The sequence below is a fragment of the Novosphingobium beihaiense genome (assembly GCF_022832375.1).
Taxonomy (GTDB): Bacteria; Pseudomonadota; Alphaproteobacteria; order Sphingomonadales; family Sphingomonadaceae; genus Novosphingobium; species Novosphingobium beihaiensis.
In genome coordinates, this window is the sequence record NZ_JALHLG010000007.1 from 88,605 (window position 1) to 114,723 (window position 26,119).

The following is a 26,119-nucleotide window of genomic DNA, read 5'->3' on the forward strand; positions in this document are numbered from 1 at the left end:
TGACGGCTTGACCGCGCGCGGCCCGCGCCGCATGGCTGGCGCATCATGAGCAGCCCCGACACTCTCGCCCGCCTCGAAGCCACGATTGCCGCGCGGCGCACGGCCGATCCCGAATCGAGCTATGTCGCCAGGCTCAATGCCAAGGGGCCGGGCAAGATCGCGCAGAAGGTGGGCGAGGAAGCCACCGAGACCGTGATCGCCGCGCTGACCCAGGACCGCAAGGCCCTGACTGGAGAGGCGGCGGACTTGATTTTCCATCTCATGGTGCTGCTGGGGGCGAAGGACGTGCCGCTGGCCGATGTTCTCGCCGAACTCGACCGCCGCGAAGGCGTCTCGGGCATTGCCGAGAAAGCCTCCCGCCCCAAGGACTGACCCGGAGAGACCGATGCCCATCGATCCCAAGCTGCCTTACGACGAGAACAATATCTTCGCGAAGATCCTGCGCGGCGAACTGCCGTGCAACAAGGTCTACGAAGACGATCACGCGCTGGCGTTCCACGATATCCGTCCGCAGGCGCCGGTGCACGTTCTGGTGATCCCCAAGGGGGCCTATGTCTCGTGGGACGATTTCACCGCCAAGGCCTCGGATGCGGAGATCGCCGGGTTCATGCGCTCGGTGGGCAATGTCACCCGCCAGCTTGAGCTGGACGAACCCGGCTACCGGCTGATGATCAACATGGGCGCCGCCGGGCATCAGGAAGTGCCTCATCTGCATGTGCACATCTTCGGCGGGCGGCAGTTCTTCCAGATGATCGCGGACTGACCGCCCGCAAGGCACCTTTCAACCGGTTAATTGCGCGTAAGCCGTTCCGAATGACCGCGGCGGCTTTGCAGCGCAGCACGGCCCCGTTACACCACCCGGCGCATGACGGCTTTTCCCCAACCCAGCAGCGGCGTGATCGAAGGCGATACGCACCGCTTTGCCTTGCGCGTATTCTACGAGGATACCGATGCGGGCGGCGTGGTCTATCACGCCAATTACTTGCGCTGGTTCGAACGCGCGCGTTCCGATCTCGTCGAGCTGCTGGGGATCGACCAGCGCGCGGCGCTGGAGAGCGGCGAAGGGCTCTACACCGTGGCCGAAGTGACGCTTCGCTACCTGTCGCCCGCACGGCTGGGCGATACGGTCTGCGTGGAGACCACGGCCAGCCAGGTCGGCCGGGTCCGTTGCACATTGCATCAAACCGCCTTGCGCGATGGCGTCCGGCTGGCCGAGGCCGCCGTAAAGGTCGGGTTCATCGGCCTTGATGGACGACCGCGCCGTCAACCCGCCGCCTGGCAGGCGGCATTTGCCCAGCTTTTGAAATCCCGCCCGGAAGGACAGGAATGACTCTCGATACGCTTGCTTCCACTCTGAGTTTCGCTGGAGACACCGGCAGGCTCAACCCGGTCAAGCTGTTCCTCGATGCTGATATCGTGGTGCAGGCCATCATGATCGGGCTGATCCTGGCCAGTATCTGGGTCTGGACGATCATTGTCACGTTCATGCTGCGCATGGGCAGTGTCTCGCGCCGCTGCGACGATTACGAGGACGGTTTCTGGGAGGCCGAAAACTTCGAGGCCTATCAGAAGGACCGGCGCCGGGGCGATGTGCCGATGGGCAAGGTCGCCGGGGCCGGGCTTATCGAATGGCGGCGCAATGCGGCGACGCGCAGCGTTGATCACGAAGGCGCGCGCCAGCGTATCGCCATGGCCATGAACGCCGCTGTGGGCGAGGAAGCGGACAAGCTGGCGGCCAGGCTCAACTTCCTGGCCACGGTCGGCTCGGTGGCGCCTTTCGTGGGCCTGTTCGGCACCGTCTGGGGCATCATGAACAGCTTCTTCCAGATCGGCCAGCAGCAGAATTCCTCGCTCGCGGTAGTGGCGCCGGGCATTTCCGAGGCGTTGTTCGCCACGGCCATCGGCCTGTTCGCGGCCATCCCCGCGGTGATTGCCTACAACCGCTTTTCGCACCGCGTGAACATGTTTGAGGGGCGCCTGCAGCGCTTCGCGGACAAGCTGCACGCGGCACTGACGCGCCAGCTGGAGTCGCGCTGATGGCCATGGGCCTGCATACGCAAGGCCGGGGCAAGCGCGGGGGGCGCAGCCGCGCGCCGATGGCGGAAATCAACGTTACACCGATGGTGGACGTGATGCTGGTGCTGCTGATCATCTTCATGGTCACGGCGCCGCTGCTGAAGGCTGCCGTGCCGATCGAGCTGCCCGAAACCCGCGCCAAGGCGATGAGCGAGGAGGCGAACCAGCTCACCATCTCGATTCGCCGCGATGGGGTGATCTTCTTCGAAGCCTCGCCGCTGGCGCCGGGCGAACTGCCCGGGCGGCTGGCATCGGTCCAGCGCGGCGCGGATGGCAAGCCGCCGCTGGTAACGCTGCGGGCGGACAAAACGCTGGACTACGGCCGGGTGATGGACGTGATGGGCGAGTTGAACCGGGCCGGTTTCACGTCGATCTCGCTCGTGACCGGCGTCAGCGGCGGTTAAGGCGGCAGGGGTAGGGTCCGGCGGATGGCATCCACGGCATTGCGTAAGGAAGAGGGCATCGGCCTCGCCGTTGCGGTTGCGCTTCACGCGGCCGTGCTGGCGGCGTTGATGATCCGCCCGCCGATGCACGATATCGTCAAGCCGCCCCAGCGCATCGAAGTGACGATCAGCGATATCTACGGCAAGACTTCGATGTCGCCCGATCCCTTCAGCAAGGCCGCGCCGGATCGCGGCCCGGTGCTCGGCGAACCGGCGCCTCCGCCCGAACCCGCCGCTCCCGAGCCGCAGCCGCAAGCCGCTGAGGAGCCGCAGCCGCAACCGGCACCGCCCAAACCGAAACCCGCGCCGAAGCCTGTCGCCAAGGCCGTGCACAAACCCAAGCCCCGGCCCAAGCCTGCACCTGTGAAGACCCCGCCGAAGAAGTCTTCAAGCCGCAAGTCCAGCGCGATCGACGATATCATTGCAAAGCCGAGCCGTTCCACTCAGGCCCCGTCAAGCAAGGGCAGCAAGACTCCGCGCAAGAGCGGCGCCAGTTCGTTCGCGCAGGCTTTCAGCGATGGTGTGCCGGGCGCCACATCCGATTCCGGCAAGGGCATGCCCGCGGCGGAATTTGGCCCCAGGCAGGTTTCCGCACTGGCCGCGGCCATCAACCGCCAGCTCAAGCCCTACTGGCAGGCGCCGCAAGGCGCGGATGCGGACTTGCTCGTGACACGCGTGCGTTTCCGGCTCAATCCCGACGGCAGCCTGAAGGGGGAGCCGCAGGTTCTGAGTACCAGTGGCCAGACCGCGGCGAACAAGGCGCAAGTCCAGCGCCATCAGGAACAGGCCGTGCGCGCGGTGAAACTTGCGGCGCCTTTCGATCTGCCCGAAGATCTCTATCAGGGCTGGAAGGTCATCACGACCAACTTTGACAGGAAGCTATCGCAATGAAGACGTTCCATCACCTTGCGTTCGGATTGCTGCTGGCCGTGTCGAGCGCCGCGCTGGCGCAGGATGCAGCGCCGCCCGCACAGCCGGAGGCTCAGGCCTCGGAAGGGCTCGAAGTCACGGTTTCCGACGATAGCGAGTGGCAGGATCTGGGTATTGCCATCACGGTCTTCGCCACCGACGCCGATGTGCCCACGCGCACCAATGCGGGATCTACGTCGGCGCTTGGCCGGGCGCTGTCGAGTGTGGTCGCGGCCGATCTCAAGAACAACGGGCTGTTCAAACCCGCCGGGCCGGGCGGGCTGCCGCAGCCATCGTTCGACCAGGTTCGCGAGCCCAACTATCCGATCTGGTCCATGCGCAGCGCGGACATGCTGGTGCAGGGCTATGTCCATGCCAATCCGGACGATACCCTTACCGTGGGCTGCTATCTCTTTGACGTAGCGCTCAAGCAGCCGCTGGCCAAGGCGGGATGGAAGGTCAATCCGCAGGACTGGCGCCGCGCGGCGCACAAGTGCGCAGACATGGTCTATTCGCGCCTGTCGGGCGAAAGCCCCTTCTTCGATTCGCGCATTGCCTACATCGCCGAGACAGGCCCCAAGAGCCACCGGATGAAGCGGCTGGCGGTGATGGATTCGGATGGCGCCAACATGCGCTATCTCACCAGCGGGCAAGCGACGGCGCTGACGCCGCGCTATTCGCCCGATTATTCGAAGATCCTCTACCTCTCCTATCTCAACGGAGAGCCGAGCATCTATATCTACGATCTGCGTTCCAACACGCAGAAACTGCTCCTGCGCAGCAAGAACCCGACGCTGGCCCCACGCTGGTCGCCCGATGGCAAGTGGGTGCTCTATTCGATGGCGATCGCGGGCAATACCGACATCTACAAGATGCCTGCTTCCGGCGGTCAGGCCACGAAGCTGACGGACAGCCCCGGTATCGATATCGGCGGCAGCTTCTCTCCCGATGGCAGCAAGATCGTGTTCGAAAGCGATCGTTCGGGCAGCCAGCAGGTCTATGTGATGAACGCGGACGGATCAGGCCAGCATCGCATCAGTTTCTTCGGCGGCCGTTCGGCCACGCCCGAATGGAGCCCGCGCGGCGATCAGATCGCTTTCACCCACATTGCCGGAAACCTGCGCATCGCGGTCATGTCTCCCAACGGGCGCAACATGCGCTATCTGACCAATTCCTGGCAGGACGAGGCGCCGACCTGGTCGCCGAACGGGCGCATCGTGCAGTTCTTCCGTACCGAGAAGAACTCCGGCGTGACTTCGATCTGGCAGGTTGACCTCACCGGCCGCAACGAGCGCAAGCTGCCCACGCCGGTGGGCGCGTCCGATCCCGCATGGGGGCCTGTCCGGCCCTGAGCGGATTGCTGATGTCCTTTAATCGTTCCGGTTGACTCTGTTGAGAATTCTACGGAACTTCCCCCCTCGCCAGCCATTCCTCCAGGCTGAGCACCAAAGGAGACTGCCCATGCCTTCTTCCCACACTATTTCCCGGCACACCAGGAGCGGGGCGGCAGCGCTGCTGCTGGCGGGCGCTCTTGCCGTTTCCGCCTGCAAGACCACGGCGCCTGCCGAACTGCCGCCCGAACCCGGCCCGGCGACCACCACGACGACAACCGCGCCGAGCCAGCCCAGCGGCCCGATCGCGGGCAGCCAGGCCGATTTCGTGGCGAAGATGATGGGGGCGGACACCATCTATTTCGACACGGACAAGTACGACATCGATTCGATGGATCAGGCCGCGCTGGCCAAGCAGGCGCAGTGGCTGATGCAGTATCCGAACAAGCGCGTCACGATCGAGGGTCACTGCGACGAGCGCGGCACCCGTGAATACAACCTTGCCCTGGGTGAGCGCCGCGCCAATGCCGCGAAGAACTACCTTATCAGCCTGGGGGTCGATGCGTCGCGGCTTTCGACCGTCAGCTACGGCAAGGAACGCCCGGTGGCGCTTGGCTCGAACGAGCAGGCCTGGGCGCAGAACCGCCGCGCCGTGACGATCACGATCGATTGATCCGTATGAGGGCTTCGCTGCCGGATAATCGGTGGCGGAGCCCTCAAAGGGTTGCATCGGTTTCGATTCGCGGATTATCGCGCTTCGGATGAGCCGCGCACGCCGATCAAACGACTGGGGATTCCCGCGCTGGCGCGGCTATGGCAGCTCGCGCGAGGCGGCGCAGGTGCGCCTGTGCGATCGCCATGGCTGCAACGAGCCGGGCGATTGCCCCGCGCCCAAGAGCCCCAACAGCCCCGACCGCTGGTACTTCTGCCAGAAACACGCGGCCGAATACAACGCGGGATGGGATTATTTCGCCGGTCTCGACAAGGAAGCCGCGGCCGAGCGTGAGGCGCAGGAGCGGGCCGAGGCAGCGGGCTATCAGGAATCGGCGCATTACGGCTGGGCCGGATCGGGTGACGGCACGCGCAGCCGTGATGAACTGCGCGCGCTGGAAGCGCTGGGGCTCGATCCAGATGCGGATTTCGACGCGGTGCGCAAGGCCTGGCGCACCAAGGCCAAGGAAGTCCACCCGGACGTGCGCCCGGGCGATGCCGATGCGGCCAAGGCGTTTCAGACCTATCAGCTTGCCTACGAAGTGCTGCGCGCGGCCGAAGAGCGGCGGGAGTGGAAAGGGTAGGGGCGCCTTTGTGCCCGTCTTGCCGGGCCGGTCTGGTCCTTCATGTCAGGCAGGACGATGTGCCGCTGACACAACAAAGGGCGCTCCATCGAGGGAGCGCCCTTTGTTTTTGTCAGGCGGGTGCCCGGCGCGTTACTTTGGCGCCAGCACCATCAGCATCTGCCGGCCTTCCATGCGCGGATAGGCTTCGACCTTGGCGATCTCGGCGACGTCTTCCTGCACGCGGCGCAGCAGGTTCATGCCCAGCTGCTGGTGCGACAGCTCACGGCCACGGAAGCGCAGGGTGACTTTCACCTTGTCACCGTCGCCGATGAAGCGGACGACGTTGCGCATCTTCGTGTCATAGTCGTGATCGTCGATGTTCGGGCGCATCTTGATCTCTTTGATCTCCTGCGTCCTCTGGGTCTTGCGCGCGGCATTGGCCTTTTTCTGGGCCTCATACCGGTACTTGCCGACATCGAGGAACTTGCACACCGGCGGATCCGCGTTGGGCGAGACTTCGACCAGGTCAAGGCCGACATCGGCCGCCTGTTCGATGGCTTCGCGAGTGTACATGACGCCAAGGTTTTCGCCGTTCTCGTCGATGACGCGAACCTTGTCGGACTGGATCATGTTATTGTAGCGCGGTCCACTCTTGACCGGGGGCGTCATCATACGCCGGGGTGGGGGTGCTATAAGCGTTCTCCTGAATCGTTACCGTTGCATATTCGGATTCGCGGGTCATTAGTGCGAATCGCGCGGGCGCGCAAAGCGGGATTTCGCGCAAGCCTGTTAAGAAAGTGCGTTCCAGTGTGCCCTCGCCCTTTACCCAATATACGGACTCAGGCCGCTTTTCGCCAGAGGGGATAGCGAACAAGCCTTTCGCGGGCTGGCACGAGGGCCTCTATCGCCTCCGCGGGCTGGAGCGCGGAAAGGATCGCAGGATCGGCTGCGTTCATGCCGCCGGTCAGGCTTCCGAACGCGGGAAGCACCATCCGGTTGCCGCTCATGACCGCGCAAGGGCGGGCGATACGCCGCCCCCGCGTTTCCACCACAAGGCGGGGATGGAAGTGCCCGGAAAGCTCTGCTTCCAGCGTTCCTTCCTGGGCGATGTGCCGCAGGGCGATGCCGCTGGTATGCAGTTCTTCCAGGCAGGTCCCTCCGGCATCGGGGCCGAGTTGCGGATCATGGTTGCCGGTGATCCAGACCCAGTCCAGCGCGCGGGTGAGTGCGGCCAGCATGCCCGCGGCATGCGGCTCAAGCCGTTCGGGGCCCATGCTGTCGTGGAAATTGTCCCCCAGCGCAAAGACCCGCCGCGCCCCGGTGAGGCGCACGGCCATGGACAGGCGCTCCAGAGTCTCCCGGCTGTCGTAAGGGGGGAGCATCTGGCCGCTGCGGGCGAAGAAGCTGCTCTTTTCCAGATGCAGGTCCGCTACCAGCAGCGCCTGTTCGCGTGGCCAGAACAGCGCGCTTGCCCGTCCCGGCACGCCGGTGACGAGCCGCATTTCCTGACCGCAGAACGAAAAGGGAACCATGGCTTCCCCTTGCCGCAGGCCGCGCGATTTGGCAAGCGCGCACGATGACCGACTGGACCCCTTATGCCGCCCGCGCCAGCGAATGGTTCCAAACCCTGCGCGACAATATCTGCGCCGAATTCGAGGCTATCGAGCGGGAGGCGGGTTCCAGCGCCGCGTTCGAATATACCCCGTGGAAACGGGCGGCCGTGGAAGGGGGCGAAGGCGAAACCGGCGGCGGCACGCGCGGGCTGATCAAAGGCAAGGTCTTCGAAAAGGCCGGGGTGAATATTTCCACCGTTTCCGGCGGGCTGGCGAAGGATTTCGCCGAGACCATCAATGGTGCCTCGGCCGAACAGAACGCCTTTTCGGCCACGGGCATCAGCCTGGTGGCGCACATGGCCAATCCGCATGTTCCGGCCGTGCACATGAACACCCGCTTCCTCACGACCACCAAGGCATGGTTCGGCGGCGGCGCCGATCTCAATCCGCCGCTGCCTTACGATGAGGATACGGCCGAGTTCCACGCCGAACTCAAGGCCGCCTGCGATGCCCACGGCGCGGACTACCATGATCGCTTCAAGGCCTGGGCGGACGAGTATTTCTATATTCCGCACCGTAAGGTTCATCGCGGTGTAGGCGGCATTTTCTACGATCACCTCGAATGCGCGGACGAGGCGGCATGGGAAGCCAACTTCGCCTTCACCAAAGCGGTGGGCGAGGCTTTTCTGGCCGTCTTCCCCCGGATCGTGCGCCGCCGCATGGGCATGGACTTCACACCTGCGGACAAGGCGCAGCAACTCGAATGGCGCGGCCGCTACGCCGAGTTCAACCTCGTCTATGACCGTGGCACTCTGTTCGGCCTGAAGACCGGCGGCAATATCGATGCCATCCTGATGAGCCTGCCGCCAGAGGCCACATGGAGCTGATTTTCGCCTTGCCGCGATTTAACTTTTGACCCTGCCGGATGACCCCTTAAGAGTTTGAACTTCAAGTTTTCTTCGGGGGTTTCATGCGATCTGGCCGTTTTTCCTGTCTTCTTGCGCTTGCCGCGACGCTGGCTGGCTGCGGCGGGGGCGGTTCTTCCTCGACAGGTTCTACGGCTTCGGGCGCAACGCCCACGCCCGGTTCCACGCCGCCCGTGACCAGCACGCCCACACCCACGGCCTGTTCGCTCTCGTCCCGCCAGCAGTGGACGCTCGCGCAGTTGCAGGAGTGGTATCTGTTTCCCGATCTGCTCGACAGTTCCGTGGACCCGGCCAGCTACTCGACGGTGAGTGATTACATCGATGCGCTTGTCGCCCCCGCGCGGGCGCAGTCGAAAGACCGCTATTTCACCTATCTGACCTCCATATCGGAAGAGGATGCCTATTACGAAAAGGGCGAAACGGCCGGTCTGGGTGTGCAACTGGGCTTCGACTACAACAGTAACCGGTTGTTCGTGGTGGAAGCCTATGAAGGGGCGCCGGGGCTGGCGGCGGGCATGGACCGGGGCACCGAGATCATCGCCATCGGCACGTCGGCTTCCAACCTGCAATCGGTCCAGTCGCTGGTCCAAAACGGCGGAACCCAGGCGGTAAGCGATGCCATGGGGCCGTCCACCGTGGGCACCACGCGCGTGTTCCAGATCCGCCAGCCCGATAGCTCGGTCTCGACCGTGAGCGTTTCCAAGCAGGACTATGCGCTCGATCCCGTGTCCTCGCGCTATGGCGCCAAAGTAATCGAGGATAACGGGCGCAAGGTCGGCTACATTGCCTTGCGCACGTTCGTGGATACGGCCGAGCCTGCGCTGCGCAGCGCGTTTGCCGATTTCAAATCGCAGGGGATTACCGAGGTTATCGTCGATCTGCGGTATAACGGCGGCGGCCTTCTTCAGGTTTCGCAGCTGTTTTCGGACCTGCTCAATGCCCAGCGCACCGGCCAGGTGCAAAGCTACACCACGTTCCGCGATTCGAAATCGGACGAGAACGAAACCAACTACTTCTCCAGCCAGCCCGAAGCGATCGCGGCGACCCGCATTGCCTTTATCGGCACGGGGAGCACGGCATCGGCGAGCGAACTGCTGATCAATGCCGAGAAACCCTATCTCGGCTCCAACGCGGCGCTGATCGGCAGCAATACTTATGGCAAGCCGGTGGGGCAGGTCGGGCTGGACAATGCACCGTGCGATGACCGCTTGCGCGCGATTGCGCTGAAAGTGGAAAATGCCAATCACGAGGGCGATTACTACACGGGCCTGGCCAGCGTGCTGCCGCAGACGTGCCAGGCCACCGACGACATTTCCTATCAATTGGGTAATCCGCAGGAACCCTCGATCAAGGCGGCGCTTAATTTCCTCGACGGGCGAAGCTGCACCGCGATCGCAACGGCAGGCGTGGCGCAGCAGGGCGCCGGACGGCGGCTGTTGAAGGCCAAGAACCCGAACGCAGTGCAGCGCGAACTGCCCGGCGTCTACTGACCCTGGTTAAGCAGGCGGGCCCGTCAGGCGGGAACGCTTGACCGGCTCTTCATCAGGGGCTGGATGCGGGTGCCGAAATTCTCCACCCCTTCGATGAAATCGTCGAACGTCAGCAGAACGCCGCCGGTGTTGGGCACTTCGGCCATTTCGTCGAGCATGCGGGCCACGCTTTCGTAGCTGCCCACCAGCGTGCCCATGTTGATGTTCACCGCGCCTTCGGGAGCGGCGAGCTGGCGCACGTTGGTATCGGTATTGACGGTATCCTTCGCGCCCTGATCGGCCAGCCAGGCAATGGCATCGAGATCGGCCCCGTCGTTGTAGAGCTTCCACTTCGCCATCGCTTCCTCATCGGTTTCGGCGGCGATGATCATGACGAGGACGAAGACTTTTACGTCGCGCCCGGTTTGCGCGGTGAAGCGGGCAAGGCGTTCGTTGTTGGAGGCAAAGGCGGTGGGCGTGTTGACGCCCTTGCCCAGGCAGAAGGCATAGTCCGCCCACTTGGCTGAAAAGCCCAGCCCTGCGTCGGACGATCCGGCGCAGATGATCTTCATGTCCCCCTGCGGCTGGGGCCGCACGAGGCAATCGTCCATCTGGTAGTATTCGCCCTTGAAGTCGCTGCGGCCGGTATCCCATAGCTCGCGCAGGATCTGGGCATATTCGTCGAGCATCTTGTAGCGGTTGCTGAAATGCTTGTCCCCCGGCCACAGGCCCATCTGGGTATACTCGGGGGGCTGCCATCCCGTCACCAGATTGAGCCCGAAACGGCCGTGGCTGATCGAATCGATCGTGTTGCACATGCGCGCGGCGAAAGCGGGCGGGATGATCAGGGTGGGGCAAGTGGCGAAGATCTTGATCTTCTCCGTCGCCGCCGCAAGGCCGGACATCAAGGTGAAGCTTTCCAGCCCGTATTCCCAGAACTCGCTCTTGCCGCCAAAGCCGCGCAGCTTGATCATCGAAAGCAGGAAATCGAGCCCGTGCTTCTCCGCGCGCAAGGCGATCTCCTTGTTGAGATCGAACGTGGGCTTGTATTGCGGAGACGTGGTGCTGATCAGCCAGCCGTTGTTGTTGATGGGGACGAAAACGCCGACTTGCATGGTCTAGCTCCTGAGAAATTCGAGCACGATGGGGTTGAAGCGTTCGGGATCGGTCACGTTGCAGGCGTGGCCGCCCCATTTGAAGGTTTCGATCCGGGCCTGCGGAAACGAGGCCGCCAGTTCGCGCGCCGATGCGAAAGGCACCAGAAAATCGTCACGCGTGGCGATCGCCAGCAAGGGCGGCAGCGCGGCGATGGCGGATGGGTGCGGGGCATAGGCCTGCACGGCGTCGATCCGCTTTTCCATCGTTTCGGCGCCGGGAAAGGCGGCAAGGTGATGCGGAAGTTCGGCCGCGAGCTGGGCGTCGTGGCTGGCGATCCAGTCGGGCGGAAACAGGAACAGCGGCTGCGCCTGCAGGAACGCTTCCGCCCCGGCCGAACGCAGCAGCGCCAGCCGCGCTTCGAAGCACCGGCGGGTATGGGCGGACAATGTGCGCCAGGCATTGATCGCGACCAGCCGCTCTATCCGTCCGGACGCGAGCGCGGCCTCGATCCCGATCATGGCGCCGAGCGCATGGCCCACCAGACTGGCGCTCTCTATCCTGAGGGCATCCATCAGCGAGAGGACATCGCGCGCCATGTCTTCGACCGACGCTGGCCCGGGCAGAGCACGGCTGCTGCGGCCGGTGCCGCGGTGGTCGTAGGCGATGACCCGGTGCTGCGCGGCGAGCGCTGCGATATTGGGCTCCCAATATCCGGCGGAGCCCCCGAGCCCGCTGGAAAGGATCACCGGCGGGGCATCCGCCGGGCCATGGGTTTCGTAGTAGAGCCCGGCGGCCTCAGCCAATGTGCGCGACCGATGCGACTTCCACGAGGCATTCCGGCTTCACCAGATCGCACCGGATGCAGTAGCGGGCCGGTTTGTCGCCGGGGAAGTATTCCGCATAGACGGCGTTGAACGCGGGGTAATCGGCCAGATCCTTCAGGAAGATGTGGTTCATCGCCACGTCCGCCATAGTGCCGCCCGCGGCTTCCACCGTGGTCTTGACCGCGTCCAGCACATGGCGGGTCTGCGCGGCGGCATCGCCCGGATAGAGCACGATGCCGCCTTCGCCGAGGGCCAGCATGCCGGAAACGTAGAGCACGCCGCCCGCTTTCGCGCCCGCGGAGTAAGGGGCGATCGGTGCGGGAAAGGCAGAGGGATTGATCGGTTCGAAAGACATGGAAGGCTCCTTGCGGTCAGGCCTTGGGAGGAAGCTGGCTCACGGCGGTGCGGAAATCGGCGGCGGTGCTGACCCAGCCGAAGAACTTCTCGACATTGTAGACCGTGGCCTGCTGCATGAAGTCCGGCCCCAGGTGATGGGTGGCATCTTCCAGCAGCACCCCGAAATATTCGAGGTGGAATCCGTCGCGCAGCGTGGATTCGACGCAGACGTTGGTGGCAATGCCGGTGAAGATCAGGGTGCGGATGCCGCGCGCGCGCAGCACGCTGTCCAGCTGCGAATTGAAAAAGGCCGAATAGCGCGGCTTGTGCACGCGCAAGTCCCCGTCCTTGGGGGTGAGGGCATCGACCAGTTCGTAATCCCAGCCCCCGCGCGCCAGGAACCGCCCGGCCAGTTCCGGGCGCTTGCGCATGGTCTTGAGGGCGTTGGACTTGTGCCAGTTGGGGGAGAGCGGCGTGCCTGCCTCGGTATAGTCCGCATCCCATCCGTTCTGCAGGAAGATCACCGGCATTCCCGCGGCGCGGGCGGTATCGAGCACGTCCGCGATCTTGCCCGCCACGCTGGCCGCGGGGCCGACATCGAAGCCCGCCTCGTCCACATAGCCGCCCTTGCTGGCATAGGCGTTCTGCATGTCCACGACGATCACCGCCGTGGTGGCCGGATCGATCCGGATCGGCTCGGGGCGTGAAGGCAGCACGGCCGAAGGTCCGGTTCCGGAAGGCGAGGGGTCAACAATATGTTCGTTCACCCACGCACTATTGGGCAGCAGCGGAAAGGGATCAAGCTGTCGAAATTTGCGCACGAAGTGTTTCGTTTTATCGTGTTCGCCTGAATTTCGGGCCAAACCGTTTCCAGAAATTAATTGCCCGCCAAATTTCGTTTATGAAACTATGCGAAGTCTTCCGTCTGCAACGGAAATCAGGAAAGGGACAGCGTGAGCAAGAAACTGGCCATCGTGTTGAGCGGAGGCGGCGCGAAAGGCGCGTTCCAGGTTGGCGTCCTCGATGCGCTCATGGGCAAGTATGGCGTGAAACCGCATATCGTGGTGGGCACGTCCACGGGCGCGATCCAGGCGCTGGGGGCGGCGCAGGACGATATCGAGCGGCTCAAGGAATTCTGGCTGAGCCTGCGCAAGGACAGCGACATCTACAAGAAGCGTTTCCTGCCTTTTGCCGTGCTGTTCGGCGCCAAGGGCATCTACGACGCGCGGCCGCTGCGCAAGCTGCTGGCCGGACTCTACGATCCGCAGCGGCTGGCGGGATCGGGGATCGCGCTGCGGCTGGGCGTGGTGCAACTGCAGTCGGGCGAGTTCCGGACCATCGATCAGAGCGTGCCCGGCATCGATAACTGGGTCTATGCCAGCAGCGCCATGCCGGTCTATTTCGATCCGCTGGAAACCAGCGACGGCGCGCAGTGGGTGGACGGCGGCGTGCGCGACGTGACGCCGCTGGGCGCGGCGATGAAGGAAAACCCCACCGGTGTGCTGGTGATCCGTGCCTCGCCGCCTGCCGGTTCGGTGAAGGACAAGAGCTTCGGCGGTCTGGTGCCGATCGGGCTGCGGTCGGTGGGCATCCTGCAATCGGAAGTCTCGCGTAACGATCTGGCGAACACGGGCCTGATCAACGACACCCTGGTGGCGCGAAACCGGATGTGGGAGGAACTGACGCAAGCGGGCAATTCACCGGAAGAGGTGCTCCGTCTGCTTGCTCCGCTCGATCAGACGGTGGCCCGTTATCACTTCGTGCCGGTGCGCACGATCGAACCGGCGGAGGACTTCTCCGATACGCTGGAATTCGATCCCGCCAAGATCCGCAAGGCCATGGCCGCCGGTGCCGCAGCGGTCGATGCCCATTGGGACGAAATCAAGGACATCGTGTGAAGGCGCGCTTCACGGCCTGAGCCTAGCAGCAGCGCAGGCTCTGCGCGGCGTGCGGTTGCGCCGGAGCGCGCAGGCGTTCATCGATCAGCCAGTGGATCACGTCGCCTGCGCTCCGCGCATGGCGGCGCTGGTTGGTCAGGCCGATACGCCGCAGATCGAGGTCGCCGGTGAGTTCGGCACCGAATTCCCCGGCCTTGGACCAGCGGACGCGGGCTTCCACCTCGATACCGTCCGGCAAGCTGATGATGAGCGTTTCGCCCACATGCGCGGTGATCCCGCGTGAGGCGATGCGCATGCCGCGTTCCGATACATCGCGGACAATGACATCGTGCCCGGGAAGGCCGGGGGCGCGCATGACGGCACGGATCAGCGTGCGCTGGCGCGGCGGACGCGGGCGGTGGCCGGTTTCGGAGAGCCCGTGGGCCGCTGCCAAGGGCGCAAGCCCGGCGTTCGGCGCGGTATCTGCAAGTTTCAAACCAGCCATGGCAGTCATGTTCCGCACCCTTTGGTATCTGTTTTCCCGTATGTGCGGAGCTTGCGGCCGCTGCGTTTGCGGCAGTGCTCCGTACCGTTTTGAGGACGGCATGATGACCGGGCTGTTAAGCTTTTCTGGTTACCTACGCAGTCGCCCTGAGTAGAGCTAAAACTGTTGCAAAATGTGCAGCTATTGGGCTTTCCTCTTGTGGCCTGACGAAAAATCCTGACATGTCAGGATAGCATGCTCCGCCAATATGAACTCGTCGAACGCGTCAAGGATTACGCGCCAGAGGCCGATGAGGCCCTGCTCAACCGTGCCTATGTCTATACCGTGCAGAAGCACGGCACGCAGAAGCGCGCGAGCGGGGACCCCTATTTCAGCCATCCGGTGGAAGTGGCCGGTCTGATGACCGAGCTGAAGCTCGATCAGCAGACCATCATCACCGCGCTGCTGCACGATACCGTGGAAGACACGCTCGCCACGATCGATGAGATCGAGAAGCTGTTCGGTCCCGATGTCGCGCGGCTGGTCGACGGCGTGACCAAGCTCTCCAAGATCGAGGTCATGACCGAGAGCGAGCGCGCCGCGGAAAATCTGCGCAAGTTCCTGCTTGCCATGAGCGCGGACTTGCGTGTCCTGCTGGTGAAGCTTGCCGACCGCTTGCATAACATGCGCACGCTGCACTTCATCAAGCGGCCGGAAAAGCGCCAGCGCATCGCGCGTGAGACGATGGATATCTACGCCCCGCTGGCCGAGCGCGTGGGCATGTACGAATACATGCGCGAGATGCAATTGCTCGCGTTCGAGCAGCTCGAACCGGAAGCCTATGCGACGATCACCGGCCGTCTGGCGCAGATCCGCAGCCAGGAGGGCGGGCAGGTCGATGATATCGCACTGGCCATCAAGCAGGCGCTGGCCGAGGCGGGTATTCAGGTGGAAGTGACAGGGCGCGAGAAGCACCCCTATTCGATCTGGAAGAAGATGGCCGAGCGTCATGTGACGTTCGAACAGATCACCGATATCATGGCTTTCCGCGTCCTGACCGAAACGCCGGATGACTGCTACCGCGCGCTGGGCGTGCTGCATCAGACCTGGCAAATGATCCCGGGGCGCTTTAAGGACTATATCTCGACGCCCAAGTCCAATGGCTACAAGTCGCTCCACACTGCGCTGATCTACGAAAACTCGATGCGCATGGAAGTGCAGATCCGCAGCAAGGAAATGCACCGCACCAATGAGTTCGGCCTCGCTGCGCACTGGGCCTACAAGCAGGGCGGCACCCGGCCGGACGGGCAAGTGGGCTGGCTGCGCGACCTGATCGAAATCGTCGATGCCAGCCACGACGCCGAGGAACTGCTCGAACATACCAAGCTGGCGATCTATCAGGACCGCATCTTCGCCTTCACCCCCAAGGGGGCGCTGAACCAGTTACCCAAGGGATCGACGGCAGTGGACTTCGCCTATGCCGTGCATACCGATCTCGGCAATGCCGCAGTGGGGGCCAAGATCAACGGCCGCCATGTGCCGCTGCGCACGCAGCTTGCCAACGGCGATGTGGTGGAGATCATCAAGAGCCCCAATTCGGAGCCGCAGCTTTCCTGGCTGGGCTTCGTCATCACCGGCAAGGCACGTGCCGCGATCCGCCGGGCTGTCCGGGCCAAGGAGCGGGCGGAAGTGTCCGAGATCGGCACCAAGCTGTTCGACGAGATCGCCGGCCGGCTGCCGCAACGGATCGGCAAGAAAGCGATTTCAAGCGCGATCAAGCGGCTGGAACTGCGCGATGAGGAAGATCTGATGTTCGCCATCGGATCGGCCCGTCTGACCGATCGCGAGGTGATGGAAGCGCTGGTGCCCGGCAGCACCGCCGAACTGCCCGAAGACCCCGAATGGACTCATGCGGAGCGGGCGATCTCGATCCGGGGGCTCACCCCCAGCATGGGCTTCGAGCTGGCCGAATGCTGCCACCCGGTGCCGGGGGACCGCATCGTCGGCCTGCGCCGCCCGGACAAGAAAGTGGAAGTCCACACGATCGATTGCCTCACGCTGGCCAATGGCGTCGATGCCGACTGGCTCGATCTGTCATGGGGGGAGCGGACCACCGGGGCGATCGGACGGTTGCGGCTCGTGCTATACAACCGCCCCGGCACGCTGGCCGAAGTGACGCAGGTGTTTGCGTCCAACCGCGCCAATGTCGCGAGCCTGAACATGGTCCAGCGCGACGATCCCTTCGGGACTTACGAGGTGGACCTCGAAGTCGCCGATCTGGCGCACCTCACGCGCATCATCGGGGCCTTGCGCGCCAGCGAGGCGGTAACGGAAGCGGTGCGTATCTGATCCGGATCAGACTTCGAGAAAGACCTGCAATTCGTCGCCATCCGCCAGGTCTTCGGCCTTGCGGACGGCTGCTTTGACGGGCAGCAGCCAGCCGCCGTCCGCCTTGCTGGGAAACACCGATGTGGCAAAGGCCGTATCGCCGATCCGCGCCTTGACCTTGAGCGATCCGAAACCGCGGGCCGTGCCCTCCAGCTTGCGCATCAGTGCTGTCGCGGAGAGCGCTTCGCCTGCCTCTCCATCGATCGTGACGAAATGCCAGGCGGCGCTGCCGGATGCTCCGGTCCAGCGCCAGAGGCTGCCATTGTGAGAGAGATGCTCGCTAGGGATGGGCATTGCTGCTGCGCTTTCGAGATTACCGGGGCAGGATTATAGGGGCAGGGCGCGGACAGGCACGGGCACATTGCACAGGCTCACTCCGCCTGCAGGCTGGATGTAGAAATCGTCCTTCCGGTTGGCACGCTTCTCCATGTAGGCGCGGAAGCTCTTGCTTGCGGTGGATAGATACGCGTAGCCGGGCAGGTCCGGCACGTCGTTGCCCATGCGAACGGACACAATCGGCGTGCGCTCTTCGGGTGTCTTGTAGAACCCCATTTCGCCGGTCCCGCGCGGCAGCGAGGACAGGTATTCCATCCCTGCAATCACGCGGCCAACGACGGCGATGTTGCGGTCCAGCTGGCGCGGCGCCTGGCCAATGACGGCATAGAGTTCCGCGCCTGTCCCGGTATCCGGGGAGAGATTGCGGCCAACGCCAACCGTGCCATAGCAGTGAGCAGGCCAGATTCTTGCGCTATCGGAAGCAACCGGCCAGCCAGCTTCGAACCCGGTGACAAGGGCGTAGGGATCACGGCTGCGCAGGACTTCCGCAGGGGCCATATCGCTGACCTTGGACATCATGCCCGCAACCTTTTCCAATGCGGCGATCTTGCGTCTGAGAGCGGGGTCGGTGGCGCTTGCGGCATCTGCCGTATATTCCAGCCCGGACATCGTGCGCAGCCCGTCTGGCAGAGGTTTGGCCTTGCCCGGCACTTCGCCATCGGGATCGCCCCATTGCACAACGTAATTGTCCTGCACCCGCACGACCGCGATTCCGTCAAACCAGCGCGCGGCGGCGAGCTTGCGGATGTTGCCGGTCCAGCCCTGCGAGAACGGCTTGGATATAAGCTGGATAACCACGCGGCGCGGCGAACCTTTGGCATCGGGCGCCAGATTCATCACCATCAGATCTGATGGCGCGATCCGCACCCAATCCGCTGCCGGCGCAGCGGCAACGATCTGGTCCGGCGTCTGCAACGGAGCCTGCTCTTGGGCTGCGGCGGGAACGGGAATGGCAGAGGTGCCCAGCAAGACAGGGACAAGGCCCGGAAGAAATTTGTGCATGTAAGCGAAGATGCCATGCTCAGACCGCTTGCGAAACCCCGTAACCCACGCTAGGGGCACGCCCTCACCAGAGTGCGGAGCGGTGGCCGAGTGGTCGAAGGCGCACGCCTGGAAAGTGTGTATACGGTAACCCCGTATCGAGGGTTCGAATCCCTCCCGCTCCGCCATTCTGAAATTTCCGGTTTTCAGCCCCTCCAATGCCTTGAAAACCTTAGTGGTTTCGGGTGTTCGAAATCCCTCGTTCCGGCTATAGATAAGGTGTCCTGAAAACAGCACGTGAAGAGCTGTTTCGCGGCCTATGATATCGCCGTTTCCCCAGAGTTTCGAAGGGTTCGCGAGGAACCACAGAGTGTGTCCGAACATCTCGCCGAAGGGGGGCTTGAGCTTGCCCAGTTTCGCGCTCTTTTCCTGCCAGACCAGTTTTTCCCGCTCCAGCTTGGCGATACGCTGTTCATAGGCGCTGATGGCGCTATTGCTGGAGGTATCGACTATGAGATCCAGCAGCTTTGCCACTTCTGAATCAGGTTTGAGCAGAGCGCGCTTGGCGGCTTCCCAGCCATGCGATGCAATGCGAGTTTGCTGATCCGATGCATCGGCGAACATCAGCCGGGCAACATCGAACAGGCTTTTAGACGGGCGCATGCTTTCCAGCAGTTCTTCAAAAAGCCCTTAGATCTCGGCGCGGCGGATTGACTTCCTATGGCTGAGGCATTCCTTGTTGAAGTACATATAGTAAGGGTGCTTCTCGCCGGACTTGCTCTTTGGCCAGCAGGAGGTCTGCCGCTTTTCACAATCGCCGCACAGGACGACTCTTCGCAAAGGAAAGTCCGCGTTGATGTGGGGACGCGCGACCATATCCGCGTAGATAACGCGTGTAAGAATGCGGTTGGCAGTTTCATGGGGCACAGTGCCAAACCGCATCTTGGGAAAATCGGGTTGATCTTCAAGGAACCTTGCGACCTCTGCTTTAGAGGCGAAGCGGCCCGAGGCGTATCCTCCTGCTCGCCGGTCCGAGGTGTGAAAAGAGCGATTGCACCTTATGGAAAATATAGTATACGATTGCTAAATTAAAGAAAGCAGGACAGAACTTACATGGCAATCGGTTGGAAGGGTGTTTTCCCGGCAGTCACCACACAGGTCCGCGAGGACTTGTCGATCGACGTGGCGGACACCCAGCGCGTCGTCGACGACCTGATCAGGGACGGCGTCACGGGAGTGATCGCGCTCGGCACGGTGGGCGAGAACAACTCGCTGGAATTCGATGAAAAAGTTCAGGTCCTTTCCGCCATCGTCGAAGTCGTGAACGGACGTGTCCCGGTTCTCACCGGCTGCTCCGAATACGATACGCGGCGCGCGGCACGCTATGCGCAGGCGGCGGAAAATGCGGGTGCGGATGGCATCATGCTGCTGCCGCCCATGGTCTATGTGCCCAAGGCGCCCGAACTGACCGCCCATTTCAGGGGCGTGGCAGAGAACACCGGGCTGCCGATCATGCTCTACAACAACCCGCCTGCCTATCGCACCGTGATCGACAAGGGCGTGCTGGCCGCACTGGTGGACGTGCCGAACATCGTTGCGGTGAAGGAGTCGGCGCCCGATACCCGGCGCTTCACCGATTTCCGCAACGAATTCGGCGATCGTTACGTGCTGTTTGCCGGGCTTGACGATGTCGCGCTGGAAGGCCTCTATCTGGGCGCGCAGGGCTGGGTGTCGGGTCTCACCAACGCCTTTCCCAGGGAATCGGTCGAACTGGTCAATGCCTTCGCCCGCGGCGATCATGCCAAGGCGCAGGAAATCTACCGCTGGTTCATGCCGCTGCTGCACCTTGATGCCGAGCATGACCTTGTCCAGTCGATCAAGCTGGCCGAGGAGGTGATGGGCCGGGGCTCGGAACGCGTCCTGCCCCCGCGCTACGTGCTCCAGGGAGAGCGCCGCGCCGAAGTGATCGCGATGGTCGAGAAAGCCGCCGCGACGCGTCCGGATCTCACCCCGTCCGTGCCCGCTGCTCTCACGGCGGCCTGAAGGCGCAGCGATGCGGCACAGGGCTTCTGTATGCAACACCGCCCCGCTGCCCCCCGTTTCGGCACGGCCTGGATCAGCCATGAAGCCCCGTTCCGGGCGGGCTTTCAGATGAAATAACCCTGCCTGCCGCCGGATCCGCGCCTTGTGGCGATCCGGCGGCACCATCGTCGTTGTCGAGAGGTCTGCCATGTCCCGCGTGCTACGCCGTCTGTCCCTGTCCGGCCTTCTTGCAGGGCTGCTGCTTTGCCAGCCGGCATTCGCCGCTCCCGGGCCTTCGCGCGAGGATGTTGATCGATCGGTGGCTCTGCGTGAGAACTGGCAGTACCTCACCCGCGAGATCGCCTGGCCGGCACATTGGCTGCCCGACTCCTCAGCGTTCACCTATCGCAAGACCGTGGAGGGCGGCTTCGCCTTCGAGACCGCTGATGCCGTGACCCTGGCGAAGTCGGCCGCTTTCGATCACGACCGTCTCGCGCGGGAATTGAGCCGCGCCTTGGGCCGGACGGTGCAGCCGATGCGCCTGCCCTTCACCGGGTTCGACTATGTGGGCGACCGGCAGACGATCGCCTTCTGGCTGGACGAGCAGGGCTGGCGTTGCACGCTATCGGACTATCATTGCGAGGCGCAGGCCGATCCAAGCCGTCCGCGTGGTTTCGGTGTCGTGCGCGATCTGTCGGTCCCGGCCGACAACCATCCACGCCTGTCGCCCGACGGGAAGCGCGAAGCCCTTGTGGAAGACGATAACCTCGTCGTGCGCCGTAAGGGCGGCGCAGAGCCGGTGCGCCTCAGTACGGACGGTTCGGCTGGCGATTTCTATGATCCCGAGACGATCGCCTGGTCGCCGGATAGCCGCCACCTGATGATCTATCGTGTGCGCCCCGGCTATGCCCGCCATGTGCTGCGGGTGGAAGCTGCCCCGGACGGGCAGATCCAGCCCAGGCTGCAAAGCCAGCTTTATCCCAAGCCCGGAGATGCCGTCGATATCGAGCAGCCGGTGCTGTTCGATATCGATACCGGACGCGAAACGGTGATCGACGCGGCGCTGTTTCCCAACCCCTACCAGCTATCCAATCCGCGCTGGCGGCCCGATGGGCGCAGCGTTGCCTTCGACTACATCGCGCGCGGCTTCGGGCAGGCCAGGGTCATCGCGGTGGATGCCGCCACCGGCACGGCCCATGCCGCCGTTACCGAGGATGCACGCACGTTCGTTTATGCCGATAGGCGCTTCGTCCAAGAACTGGGCAAGACCGGCGACGAGATCATCTGGGCCTCCGAGCGTGACGGCTGGAACCACCTCTACCTGATCGATGGGCGCAGCGGCCGGGTAAAGAACCGCATCACCACGGGAGACTGGGTGGTGCGCGAGGTGCTGAAGGTGGACGAGGCGAAGCGGCAGGTCTGGTTCATGGCCAGTGGCATAAACAAGGGCGAGGATCCCTATTTTCGCCATGCTTACCGCGTGGATTTCGACGGGCGCAATCTGACCGCGCTGACTCCGGAAATGGCCGACCACGACGTCAGCCTTTCGCCGGACATGCGGCTGCTTGTCGATACTTATTCGCGCGTCGATCTGCCCACCGTCAGCGCGCTGCGCCGGGCGGCGGACGGCTCTCCGGTCGCCACCGTGACCCGAGGCGACATTTCGCGCCTCGCGGCGGCAGGGTTTCGTCCGCCCCAGGTCTTCACGGCGAAGGGCCGCGACGGCAAGACCGACATCTGGGGACTTGTGGTGCGCCCGCACGACTACGATCCGGCCAAACGCTATCCGGTGATCGAGAATATCTACGCCGGTCCGCACGACAGCTTCGTTCCCAAGCAGTTCTGGCCCTTCGGCTACCATTCGGGCGGGGACAAGGTGATCGGAATGCAGGCGCTGGCCGATCTTGGCTTCATCGTCGTGCAGATCGACGGCATGGGGACGGCCAACCGTTCCAAGGCGTTTCAGGACGTGGCGTGGAAGAACCTGCAGGACTCCGGCTTTCCGGACCGGATCGCCTGGCACAAGGCGCTGGCCGCGCAGGATCCTTCCTACGACATCAGCCGCGTGGGCATCTACGGGGCATCGGCTGGCGGACAGAGCACGCTCAATGCGCTGTTGTTCCATGGCGGCTTCTACAAGGCAGGCGTCGCGCTTGCCGGGTGCTACGACAACCGCATGGACAAGATCAGCTGGAATGAGCAGTGGCTGGGCTGGCCGGTCGATGCCAGCTACGCCGCCGCTTCGGGAGTCGATCACGCGGCGCAGCTCAAGGGTAAGCTGTTTCTGATCGTGGGCGAGCAGGACAGCAATGTTGATCCCGCCTCGACCATGCAAGTGGTGGATGCACTGATCGAGGCGGACAAGGATTTCGATCTCCTTGTTGTCCCCGGCGGCGGGCACAGCGTGGGCCGTTCGACCGGCCCGATCGACTATGTGACGCGGCGGCAGTTCGATTTCTTCGTGCGGGCGCTGCAGTAGTTTTGCGTTCTTCGTCATTCCCGGTTTCGCGGAGATGATGCAGCCGCCTGAACGATCACCTTGCTGAAAAGGGAATAGGTATGCGCACCGTTCACACCAGCATGGCGGCGCTTGCCGCTTGCCTTCTCATCAATCCCGCCCTCGCCGGTACGCCCGCGGCGGAATGGGAGCAGCCCGAAGTCGTCCGTCAGGGCGCCGAGCCGATGCACACCACTTTCGACGGGTTCGAGAGCCGGGCGGCTGCCCTGTCAGGCGATACCGCCAAATCGCGCTATCACCTTTCGCTGGATGGAGAGTGGAAATTCCACCTCTCCGCCAATCCCGAAAGCCGCCCCGCTGACTTCTTCCGGCCGGATTTCGACGTCAGCGGCTGGGGCACGATGAAGGTGCCCGGTATCCTCCAGGCCGAGGAGCATGGCCGCGCGGTCTTCGTGGGCAGCGGCTATCCGTTTCCGCGCAACCAGCCCAAGATCGATCATGCGCTCAACGAAGTCGGCTCGTACCGGCGGGACTTCACCATTCCCGCGCACTTCGCCGGACGCCGTCTGCTGCTGACGGTCGGTGCGGCGGGCGCGGCCTATTACATATGGGTCAATGGGCAGAGGGCCGGTTATTCCGAGGATTCCAAGCTTCCCGCCGAATTCGATATCACCGCCCATGCCCATCCGGGCCGCAACACCGTGGCGATCGAACTCTACCGCTTCGCCGACGGCAGCTATCTGGAGGATCAGGACTTCTGGCGCGTCAACGGCATCGAGCGCAGCGTGACGCTCTACGCCGCCCCGCCGACGCATATCCGCGATCTCCTCGTCGATGCAGGGCTGGAAAACGGCTACCGTGACGGAAGGCTGCGCGTGAAGGTCGATCTTGGCGGGCTTCACGCACCGATGCGGGTACGTGCGACCGTGCTCGACGGCAAGCGGCAGGCCGCCGTGCGCGAAGGCACCGGGCAAGGCCGCGTCGCGCTTGCCGCATCGCTGCCGGGCGTGCGCACCTGGACGGCGGAAGCGCCCAACCTCTACACGCTGCTGATCGAACTCTTCGACGGCAAAGGCAGGCTGGTGGAGGCGGCCAGCCGCCGCATCGGTTTTCGCACGGTGGAGGTCGCGGGCGGTGAAGTGCGGGTCAACGGCAAGCGCATCATGATCCGCGGCGTCAACCGGCACGAGCACGATCCCCGGACCTTCCACGTCGTTTCCGAAGCGACGATGCGCCGGGACATCGAGCTGATGAAAGCCGCCAACATCAATGCCGTGCGCACCAGCCACTATCCCAACGACCCGCGCTGGTACGACCTTGCCGACGAATACGGTCTCTACATCATGGATGAGGCCAACATCGAGAGCCACGGCTATCTCTCGCTGTCGCAGCAGCATGATAACGATCCGTCATACCTGCTGGGCAACGACCCGAAGTGGCGGACGGCGCATCTCGACCGCGTCAGCCGCATGGTTGAGCGGGATCGCAACCACCCCTCGATCATCTTCTGGTCGCTCGGCAACGAGACCGGCGTCGGCGACAGCTTCGAGGCGGCGGCGAAGTGGGTGAAGGAGAACGATCCCACCCGCCTCGTCAGCTTCCTGGGCTGGAGCATGAGCAACTGGCGGCATCCAACGAATGCCTACGCCGATATCTTCGCGCCGATGTATGACGATGTGCCCAAGCTGATCGACTATGCGAAAGACCCGGCATTCACGCAGCCGCTGATCCTCTGCGAATATGCGCATGCCATGGGCAACAGCCTCGGCGATATCGCGGGCTATTGGAAGACGATGCGCCGCTATCCCAAGCTGCAGGGCGGCTTCGTGTGGGACTGGGTGGACCAGACGATGCTGATGAAGGACAAGGACGGGCGCGACTACTGGGCGCAAGGGCCGGACTTCGATCCCGATCCCGCGGCGCCGGGCGTTCACGGCGATGACAGCCCGGTCGGTGACGGTGTGATCCAGTCCGATCGCACGCCCGATCCGGAGTACTACGAACTGGCGCATGTCCAGTCGCCCGTCGCTTTCGTGCAGGATGCGGGCGGATATCGCGTGGTCAATCGCCACGATCATATCGGCCTTTCGGGCTTCACGCTGGACTGGTCGGTGACGGAAGACGGCGTCGAGACGGCACAGGGCATGCTCGCCACGCCCGCCGCCGCCGCGGGAGAGAGCGCGCGGCTCGCCGTGCCCGTCCCGGCGGCGAAGGATGCCTCGGCCGAGCGCTTGCTGACGCTGCGGGCCCGGGCGAAGGCCGGAACGGTGCCGATGCAGCCTGCGGGCCATGTCGTCGGCTGGGAGCAGTTCGCGCTGTCTCCTGCACCCGCAGGCACTGTCCCGGCTGGCGCGGTCGCGCCGCAGGAGAGCGAAGGGATCCTGCGGCTCGCGGCAGGTGATGCGGTGCTGGAAATAGACCGCGCCACCGGCCTTGTGCGGCGCTATGCGCGTGGAGGAAAGGTGCTGCTGACTGGCGGCGCCCCCAATTTCTGGCGCGCGCCGACCGACAACGATGTGGGCTCGCGCGTGCCTAGATCTCACGCGATGTGGCAGTATTTTTCGCAGAACCGCCGTGTGGAAGCGGTCATGCGCGATGGCAACGCGATCGTCGTGCGGCACGACATGGGCGTCGGCTCGGTGAAGGTGGAAACGCGCTGGACGATGGCGGCGGACGGCACGGTAGGCGTCACCGCGCGGTTCGAGCCGCTGCGCGACACTCTGCCGGACCCTTTGCGCCTTGGCCTTGCCTTCGAGACGTCGCCGGTGCTGGATCACGTGCGCTGGTACGGGCGCGGGCCTCAGGAGACATATGCGGATCGCAAGAGCGGCGGGATGATCGGCCGCTGGGGCGGCAGCCTGGCGGACCAGTTCCACGACTATGCGCGCCCGCAGGAAAGCGGCAACAAAACCGATGTGCGCTGGATCGAACTGACCGGTCGCGGCACGGGCGGGCGCGTCAATGGTCTGCGTGTTACCGGCATGCAGCCGCTATCCGTTAATGCGCTGGCGTTTCCTTATGCGGACCTGTCGCTGAAGCCGCCGGGCAAGGCGCATAGTTCGGACATTCGCCCGCATGGCAACGGCACGCTGCTGATCGATGCGGCACAGGCCGGAGTGGGCGGGGATACCGGCTGGAACCTCGATGGCCGGGCGCACATGCCCTATCGCATCGCCTTGAAGCCGGTGAGCTGGTCCTTCACCATCGGCCAGCCCTGAGGCAGGCGTTTCCCCAACGCGTTTGGAGAACAAAAAAACGCCCGGTTCCAGGGAACCGGGCGCGTACTTCGCAGGCGGCGGCACGGGAGGGAATAGAGCGGCCGCCGCCTGTC

At 63.8% G+C, this 26,119-nt stretch carries 26 protein-coding genes and 1 tRNA gene; 18 read left to right on the top strand and 9 right to left on the bottom strand.

Annotated elements, in window-relative coordinates:
- Positions 1 to 45: 45 nt before the first annotated feature.
- From MTR66_RS07335 to MTR66_RS07375, 9 genes are all read left to right on the top strand, one after another.
- Positions 46 to 372, top strand: coding sequence for a phosphoribosyl-ATP diphosphatase (locus MTR66_RS07335; RefSeq protein WP_243919273.1), 327 nt, complete (start codon positions 46 to 48; stop codon positions 370 to 372).
- A 13-nt stretch (positions 373 to 385) separates the two neighbouring features.
- Positions 386 to 763: a histidine triad nucleotide-binding protein gene (locus tag MTR66_RS07340; RefSeq protein ID WP_243919275.1), complete on the top strand. Its 378-nt coding sequence runs from the start codon at positions 386 to 388 to the stop codon at positions 761 to 763.
- 102 nt (positions 764 to 865) lie between these two features.
- Positions 866 to 1,330 (top strand): YbgC/FadM family acyl-CoA thioesterase, encoded by a 465-nt coding sequence (locus MTR66_RS07345; protein ID WP_243919278.1) that lies wholly within the window; start codon positions 866 to 868, stop codon positions 1,328 to 1,330.
- Entirely contained in the window at positions 1,327 to 2,037 is a 711-nt protein-coding gene (gene tolQ / locus MTR66_RS07350) for a protein TolQ (protein WP_243919279.1), read from the top strand. Before MTR66_RS07345 ends, tolQ begins: the two co-directional genes overlap by 4 nt.
- Positions 2,037 to 2,480, top strand: a complete 444-nt coding sequence (locus MTR66_RS07355) for an ExbD/TolR family protein (RefSeq protein ID WP_243919282.1) — start codon at positions 2,037 to 2,039, stop codon at positions 2,478 to 2,480. Before tolQ ends, MTR66_RS07355 begins: the two co-directional genes overlap by 1 nt.
- Positions 2,481 to 2,504: 24 nt before the next feature.
- Entirely contained in the window at positions 2,505 to 3,410 is a 906-nt protein-coding gene (locus MTR66_RS07360) for a TonB C-terminal domain-containing protein (RefSeq protein WP_243919284.1), read from the top strand.
- On the top strand, positions 3,407 to 4,780 hold the full coding sequence (tolB, locus tag MTR66_RS07365) for a Tol-Pal system beta propeller repeat protein TolB (protein WP_243919286.1): 1,374 nt from the start codon (positions 3,407 to 3,409) through the stop codon (positions 4,778 to 4,780). The genes MTR66_RS07360 and tolB overlap by 4 nt, the downstream gene beginning before the upstream one ends.
- 109 nt (positions 4,781 to 4,889) lie before the next feature.
- Positions 4,890 to 5,432: a peptidoglycan-associated lipoprotein Pal gene (gene pal / locus MTR66_RS07370; RefSeq protein WP_243919288.1), complete on the top strand. Its 543-nt coding sequence runs from the start codon at positions 4,890 to 4,892 to the stop codon at positions 5,430 to 5,432.
- A gap of 88 nt (positions 5,433 to 5,520) precedes the next feature.
- Positions 5,521 to 6,054, top strand: coding sequence for a J domain-containing protein (locus MTR66_RS07375; protein WP_243919290.1), 534 nt, complete (start codon positions 5,521 to 5,523; stop codon positions 6,052 to 6,054).
- Between the two features lie 132 nt (positions 6,055 to 6,186).
- Here the strand turns inward: MTR66_RS07375 and infC are convergent, their stop codons facing one another.
- Entirely contained in the window at positions 6,187 to 6,708 is a 522-nt protein-coding gene (gene infC / locus MTR66_RS07380) for a translation initiation factor IF-3 (RefSeq protein WP_243919292.1), read from the bottom strand.
- 167 nt (positions 6,709 to 6,875) lie between these two features.
- Entirely contained in the window at positions 6,876 to 7,568 is a 693-nt protein-coding gene (pdeM, locus tag MTR66_RS07385; RefSeq protein ID WP_243919294.1) for a ligase-associated DNA damage response endonuclease PdeM, read from the bottom strand.
- A gap of 44 nt (positions 7,569 to 7,612) precedes the next feature.
- Between pdeM and hemF the strand changes: the two genes are divergently transcribed.
- A complete protein-coding gene (gene hemF, locus MTR66_RS07390; protein ID WP_243919296.1) occupies positions 7,613 to 8,476 on the top strand; it encodes an oxygen-dependent coproporphyrinogen oxidase in 864 nt (287 codons plus the stop codon).
- Positions 8,477 to 8,688: 212 nt separating this feature from the next.
- Positions 8,689 to 10,005 carry a S41 family peptidase gene (locus tag MTR66_RS07395; protein WP_243919298.1) on the top strand — a complete coding sequence of 439 codons (1,317 nt, stop codon included), beginning with the start codon at positions 8,689 to 8,691 and terminating at the stop codon, positions 10,003 to 10,005.
- A gap of 23 nt (positions 10,006 to 10,028) precedes the next feature.
- On the opposite strand, the gene rutA is transcribed toward MTR66_RS07395, so the two are convergent.
- From rutA to rutB, 4 genes are read right to left on the bottom strand one after another with little or no spacing between them, the layout of a single operon-like run.
- Entirely contained in the window at positions 10,029 to 11,099 is a 1,071-nt protein-coding gene (gene rutA / locus MTR66_RS07400) for a pyrimidine utilization protein A (protein WP_243919300.1), read from the bottom strand.
- A gap of 3 nt (positions 11,100 to 11,102) precedes the next feature.
- Positions 11,103 to 11,885, bottom strand: coding sequence for a pyrimidine utilization protein D (rutD, locus tag MTR66_RS07405; RefSeq protein WP_243919302.1), 783 nt, complete (start codon positions 11,883 to 11,885; stop codon positions 11,103 to 11,105).
- Positions 11,878 to 12,261 (bottom strand): pyrimidine utilization protein C, encoded by a 384-nt coding sequence (gene rutC / locus MTR66_RS07410; RefSeq protein WP_243919306.1) that lies wholly within the window; start codon positions 12,259 to 12,261, stop codon positions 11,878 to 11,880. The genes rutD and rutC overlap by 8 nt, the downstream gene beginning before the upstream one ends.
- A 16-nt stretch (positions 12,262 to 12,277) precedes the next feature.
- A complete protein-coding gene (rutB, locus tag MTR66_RS07415) occupies positions 12,278 to 13,009 on the bottom strand; it encodes a pyrimidine utilization protein B (protein WP_243919307.1) in 732 nt (243 codons plus the stop codon).
- A gap of 186 nt (positions 13,010 to 13,195) precedes the next feature.
- On the opposite strand from rutB, the gene MTR66_RS07420 reads away from it, so the two are divergent.
- Positions 13,196 to 14,140 (top strand): patatin-like phospholipase family protein, encoded by a 945-nt coding sequence (locus MTR66_RS07420; RefSeq protein ID WP_243919310.1) that lies wholly within the window; start codon positions 13,196 to 13,198, stop codon positions 14,138 to 14,140.
- A 22-nt stretch (positions 14,141 to 14,162) separates the two neighbouring features.
- Here the strand turns inward: MTR66_RS07420 and MTR66_RS07425 are convergent, their stop codons facing one another.
- The gene (locus MTR66_RS07425) at positions 14,163 to 14,573 is read right to left on the bottom strand and encodes a PilZ domain-containing protein (RefSeq protein ID WP_243919311.1); all 411 of its coding nucleotides are present in this window, start codon (positions 14,571 to 14,573) and stop codon (positions 14,163 to 14,165) included.
- A gap of 285 nt (positions 14,574 to 14,858) precedes the next feature.
- Between MTR66_RS07425 and MTR66_RS07430 the strand changes: the two genes are divergently transcribed.
- Positions 14,859 to 16,952 (top strand): RelA/SpoT family protein, encoded by a 2,094-nt coding sequence (locus tag MTR66_RS07430; RefSeq protein WP_243919312.1) that lies wholly within the window; start codon positions 14,859 to 14,861, stop codon positions 16,950 to 16,952.
- A 6-nt stretch (positions 16,953 to 16,958) separates the two neighbouring features.
- Here MTR66_RS07430 and MTR66_RS07435 read toward each other — a convergent pair whose 3' ends face one another.
- Entirely contained in the window at positions 16,959 to 17,285 is a 327-nt protein-coding gene (locus tag MTR66_RS07435; RefSeq protein WP_243919313.1) for a DUF1905 domain-containing protein, read from the bottom strand.
- A gap of 33 nt (positions 17,286 to 17,318) precedes the next feature.
- Entirely contained in the window at positions 17,319 to 18,329 is a 1,011-nt protein-coding gene (locus MTR66_RS07440; RefSeq protein WP_243919314.1) for a peptidylprolyl isomerase, read from the bottom strand.
- Between the two features lie 76 nt (positions 18,330 to 18,405).
- Between MTR66_RS07440 and MTR66_RS07445 the strand changes: the two genes are divergently transcribed.
- The 5 genes from MTR66_RS07445 (at position 18,406) to MTR66_RS07465 (ending at position 26,006) form a co-directional block, all read left to right on the top strand.
- Positions 18,406 to 18,496: transfer RNA gene (locus MTR66_RS07445), tRNA-Ser, on the top strand.
- A 184-nt stretch (positions 18,497 to 18,680) separates the two neighbouring features.
- Entirely contained in the window at positions 18,681 to 18,848 is a 168-nt protein-coding gene (locus MTR66_RS07450) for a hypothetical protein (RefSeq protein WP_243919315.1), read from the top strand.
- A gap of 573 nt (positions 18,849 to 19,421) precedes the next feature.
- Entirely contained in the window at positions 19,422 to 20,351 is a 930-nt protein-coding gene (locus MTR66_RS07455; RefSeq protein WP_243919316.1) for a dihydrodipicolinate synthase family protein, read from the top strand.
- A 187-nt stretch (positions 20,352 to 20,538) separates the two neighbouring features.
- Positions 20,539 to 22,809 (top strand): S9 family peptidase, encoded by a 2,271-nt coding sequence (locus MTR66_RS07460; protein ID WP_243919317.1) that lies wholly within the window; start codon positions 20,539 to 20,541, stop codon positions 22,807 to 22,809.
- 80 nt (positions 22,810 to 22,889) lie between these two features.
- On the top strand, positions 22,890 to 26,006 hold the full coding sequence (locus MTR66_RS07465) for a glycoside hydrolase family 2 TIM barrel-domain containing protein (RefSeq protein WP_243919319.1): 3,117 nt from the start codon (positions 22,890 to 22,892) through the stop codon (positions 26,004 to 26,006).
- The last annotated feature ends 113 nt before the right edge of the window (positions 26,007 to 26,119 follow it).

Bases quoted from the DNA above. Each gene is read 5' to 3' on its own strand.
- MTR66_RS07355 (WP_243919282.1), top strand. From the start codon at position 2,037: ATGGCCATGGGCCTGCATACGCAAGGCCGGGGCAAGCGCGGGGGGCGC.
- rutC (WP_243919306.1), bottom strand. From the start codon at position 12,261: ATGTCTTTCGAACCGATCAATCCCTCTGCCTTTCCCGCACCGATCGCC.
- MTR66_RS07435 (WP_243919313.1), bottom strand. From the start codon at position 17,285: ATGCCCATCCCTAGCGAGCATCTCTCTCACAATGGCAGCCTCTGGCGC.
- MTR66_RS07460 (WP_243919317.1), top strand. From the start codon at position 20,539: ATGTCCCGCGTGCTACGCCGTCTGTCCCTGTCCGGCCTTCTTGCAGGG.
- pdeM (WP_243919294.1), bottom strand. From the start codon at position 7,568: ATGGTTCCCTTTTCGTTCTGCGGTCAGGAAATGCGGCTCGTCACCGGC.
- pal (WP_243919288.1), top strand. From the start codon at position 4,890: ATGCCTTCTTCCCACACTATTTCCCGGCACACCAGGAGCGGGGCGGCA.
- infC (WP_243919292.1), bottom strand. From the start codon at position 6,708: ATGATGACGCCCCCGGTCAAGAGTGGACCGCGCTACAATAACATGATC.
- MTR66_RS07335 (WP_243919273.1), top strand. From the start codon at position 46: ATGAGCAGCCCCGACACTCTCGCCCGCCTCGAAGCCACGATTGCCGCG.
- MTR66_RS07345 (WP_243919278.1), top strand. From the start codon at position 866: ATGACGGCTTTTCCCCAACCCAGCAGCGGCGTGATCGAAGGCGATACG.
- MTR66_RS07440 (WP_243919314.1), bottom strand. From the start codon at position 18,329: ATGCACAAATTTCTTCCGGGCCTTGTCCCTGTCTTGCTGGGCACCTCT.
- MTR66_RS07465 (WP_243919319.1), top strand. From the start codon at position 22,890: ATGCGCACCGTTCACACCAGCATGGCGGCGCTTGCCGCTTGCCTTCTC.
- MTR66_RS07455 (WP_243919316.1), top strand. From the start codon at position 19,422: ATGGCAATCGGTTGGAAGGGTGTTTTCCCGGCAGTCACCACACAGGTC.
- MTR66_RS07340 (WP_243919275.1), top strand. From the start codon at position 386: ATGCCCATCGATCCCAAGCTGCCTTACGACGAGAACAATATCTTCGCG.
- tolQ (WP_243919279.1), top strand. From the start codon at position 1,327: ATGACTCTCGATACGCTTGCTTCCACTCTGAGTTTCGCTGGAGACACC.
- tolB (WP_243919286.1), top strand. From the start codon at position 3,407: ATGAAGACGTTCCATCACCTTGCGTTCGGATTGCTGCTGGCCGTGTCG.
- hemF (WP_243919296.1), top strand. From the start codon at position 7,613: ATGACCGACTGGACCCCTTATGCCGCCCGCGCCAGCGAATGGTTCCAA.
- MTR66_RS07430 (WP_243919312.1), top strand. From the start codon at position 14,859: ATGCTCCGCCAATATGAACTCGTCGAACGCGTCAAGGATTACGCGCCA.
- MTR66_RS07375 (WP_243919290.1), top strand. From the start codon at position 5,521: ATGAGCCGCGCACGCCGATCAAACGACTGGGGATTCCCGCGCTGGCGC.
- MTR66_RS07360 (WP_243919284.1), top strand. From the start codon at position 2,505: ATGGCATCCACGGCATTGCGTAAGGAAGAGGGCATCGGCCTCGCCGTT.
- rutA (WP_243919300.1), bottom strand. From the start codon at position 11,099: ATGCAAGTCGGCGTTTTCGTCCCCATCAACAACAACGGCTGGCTGATC.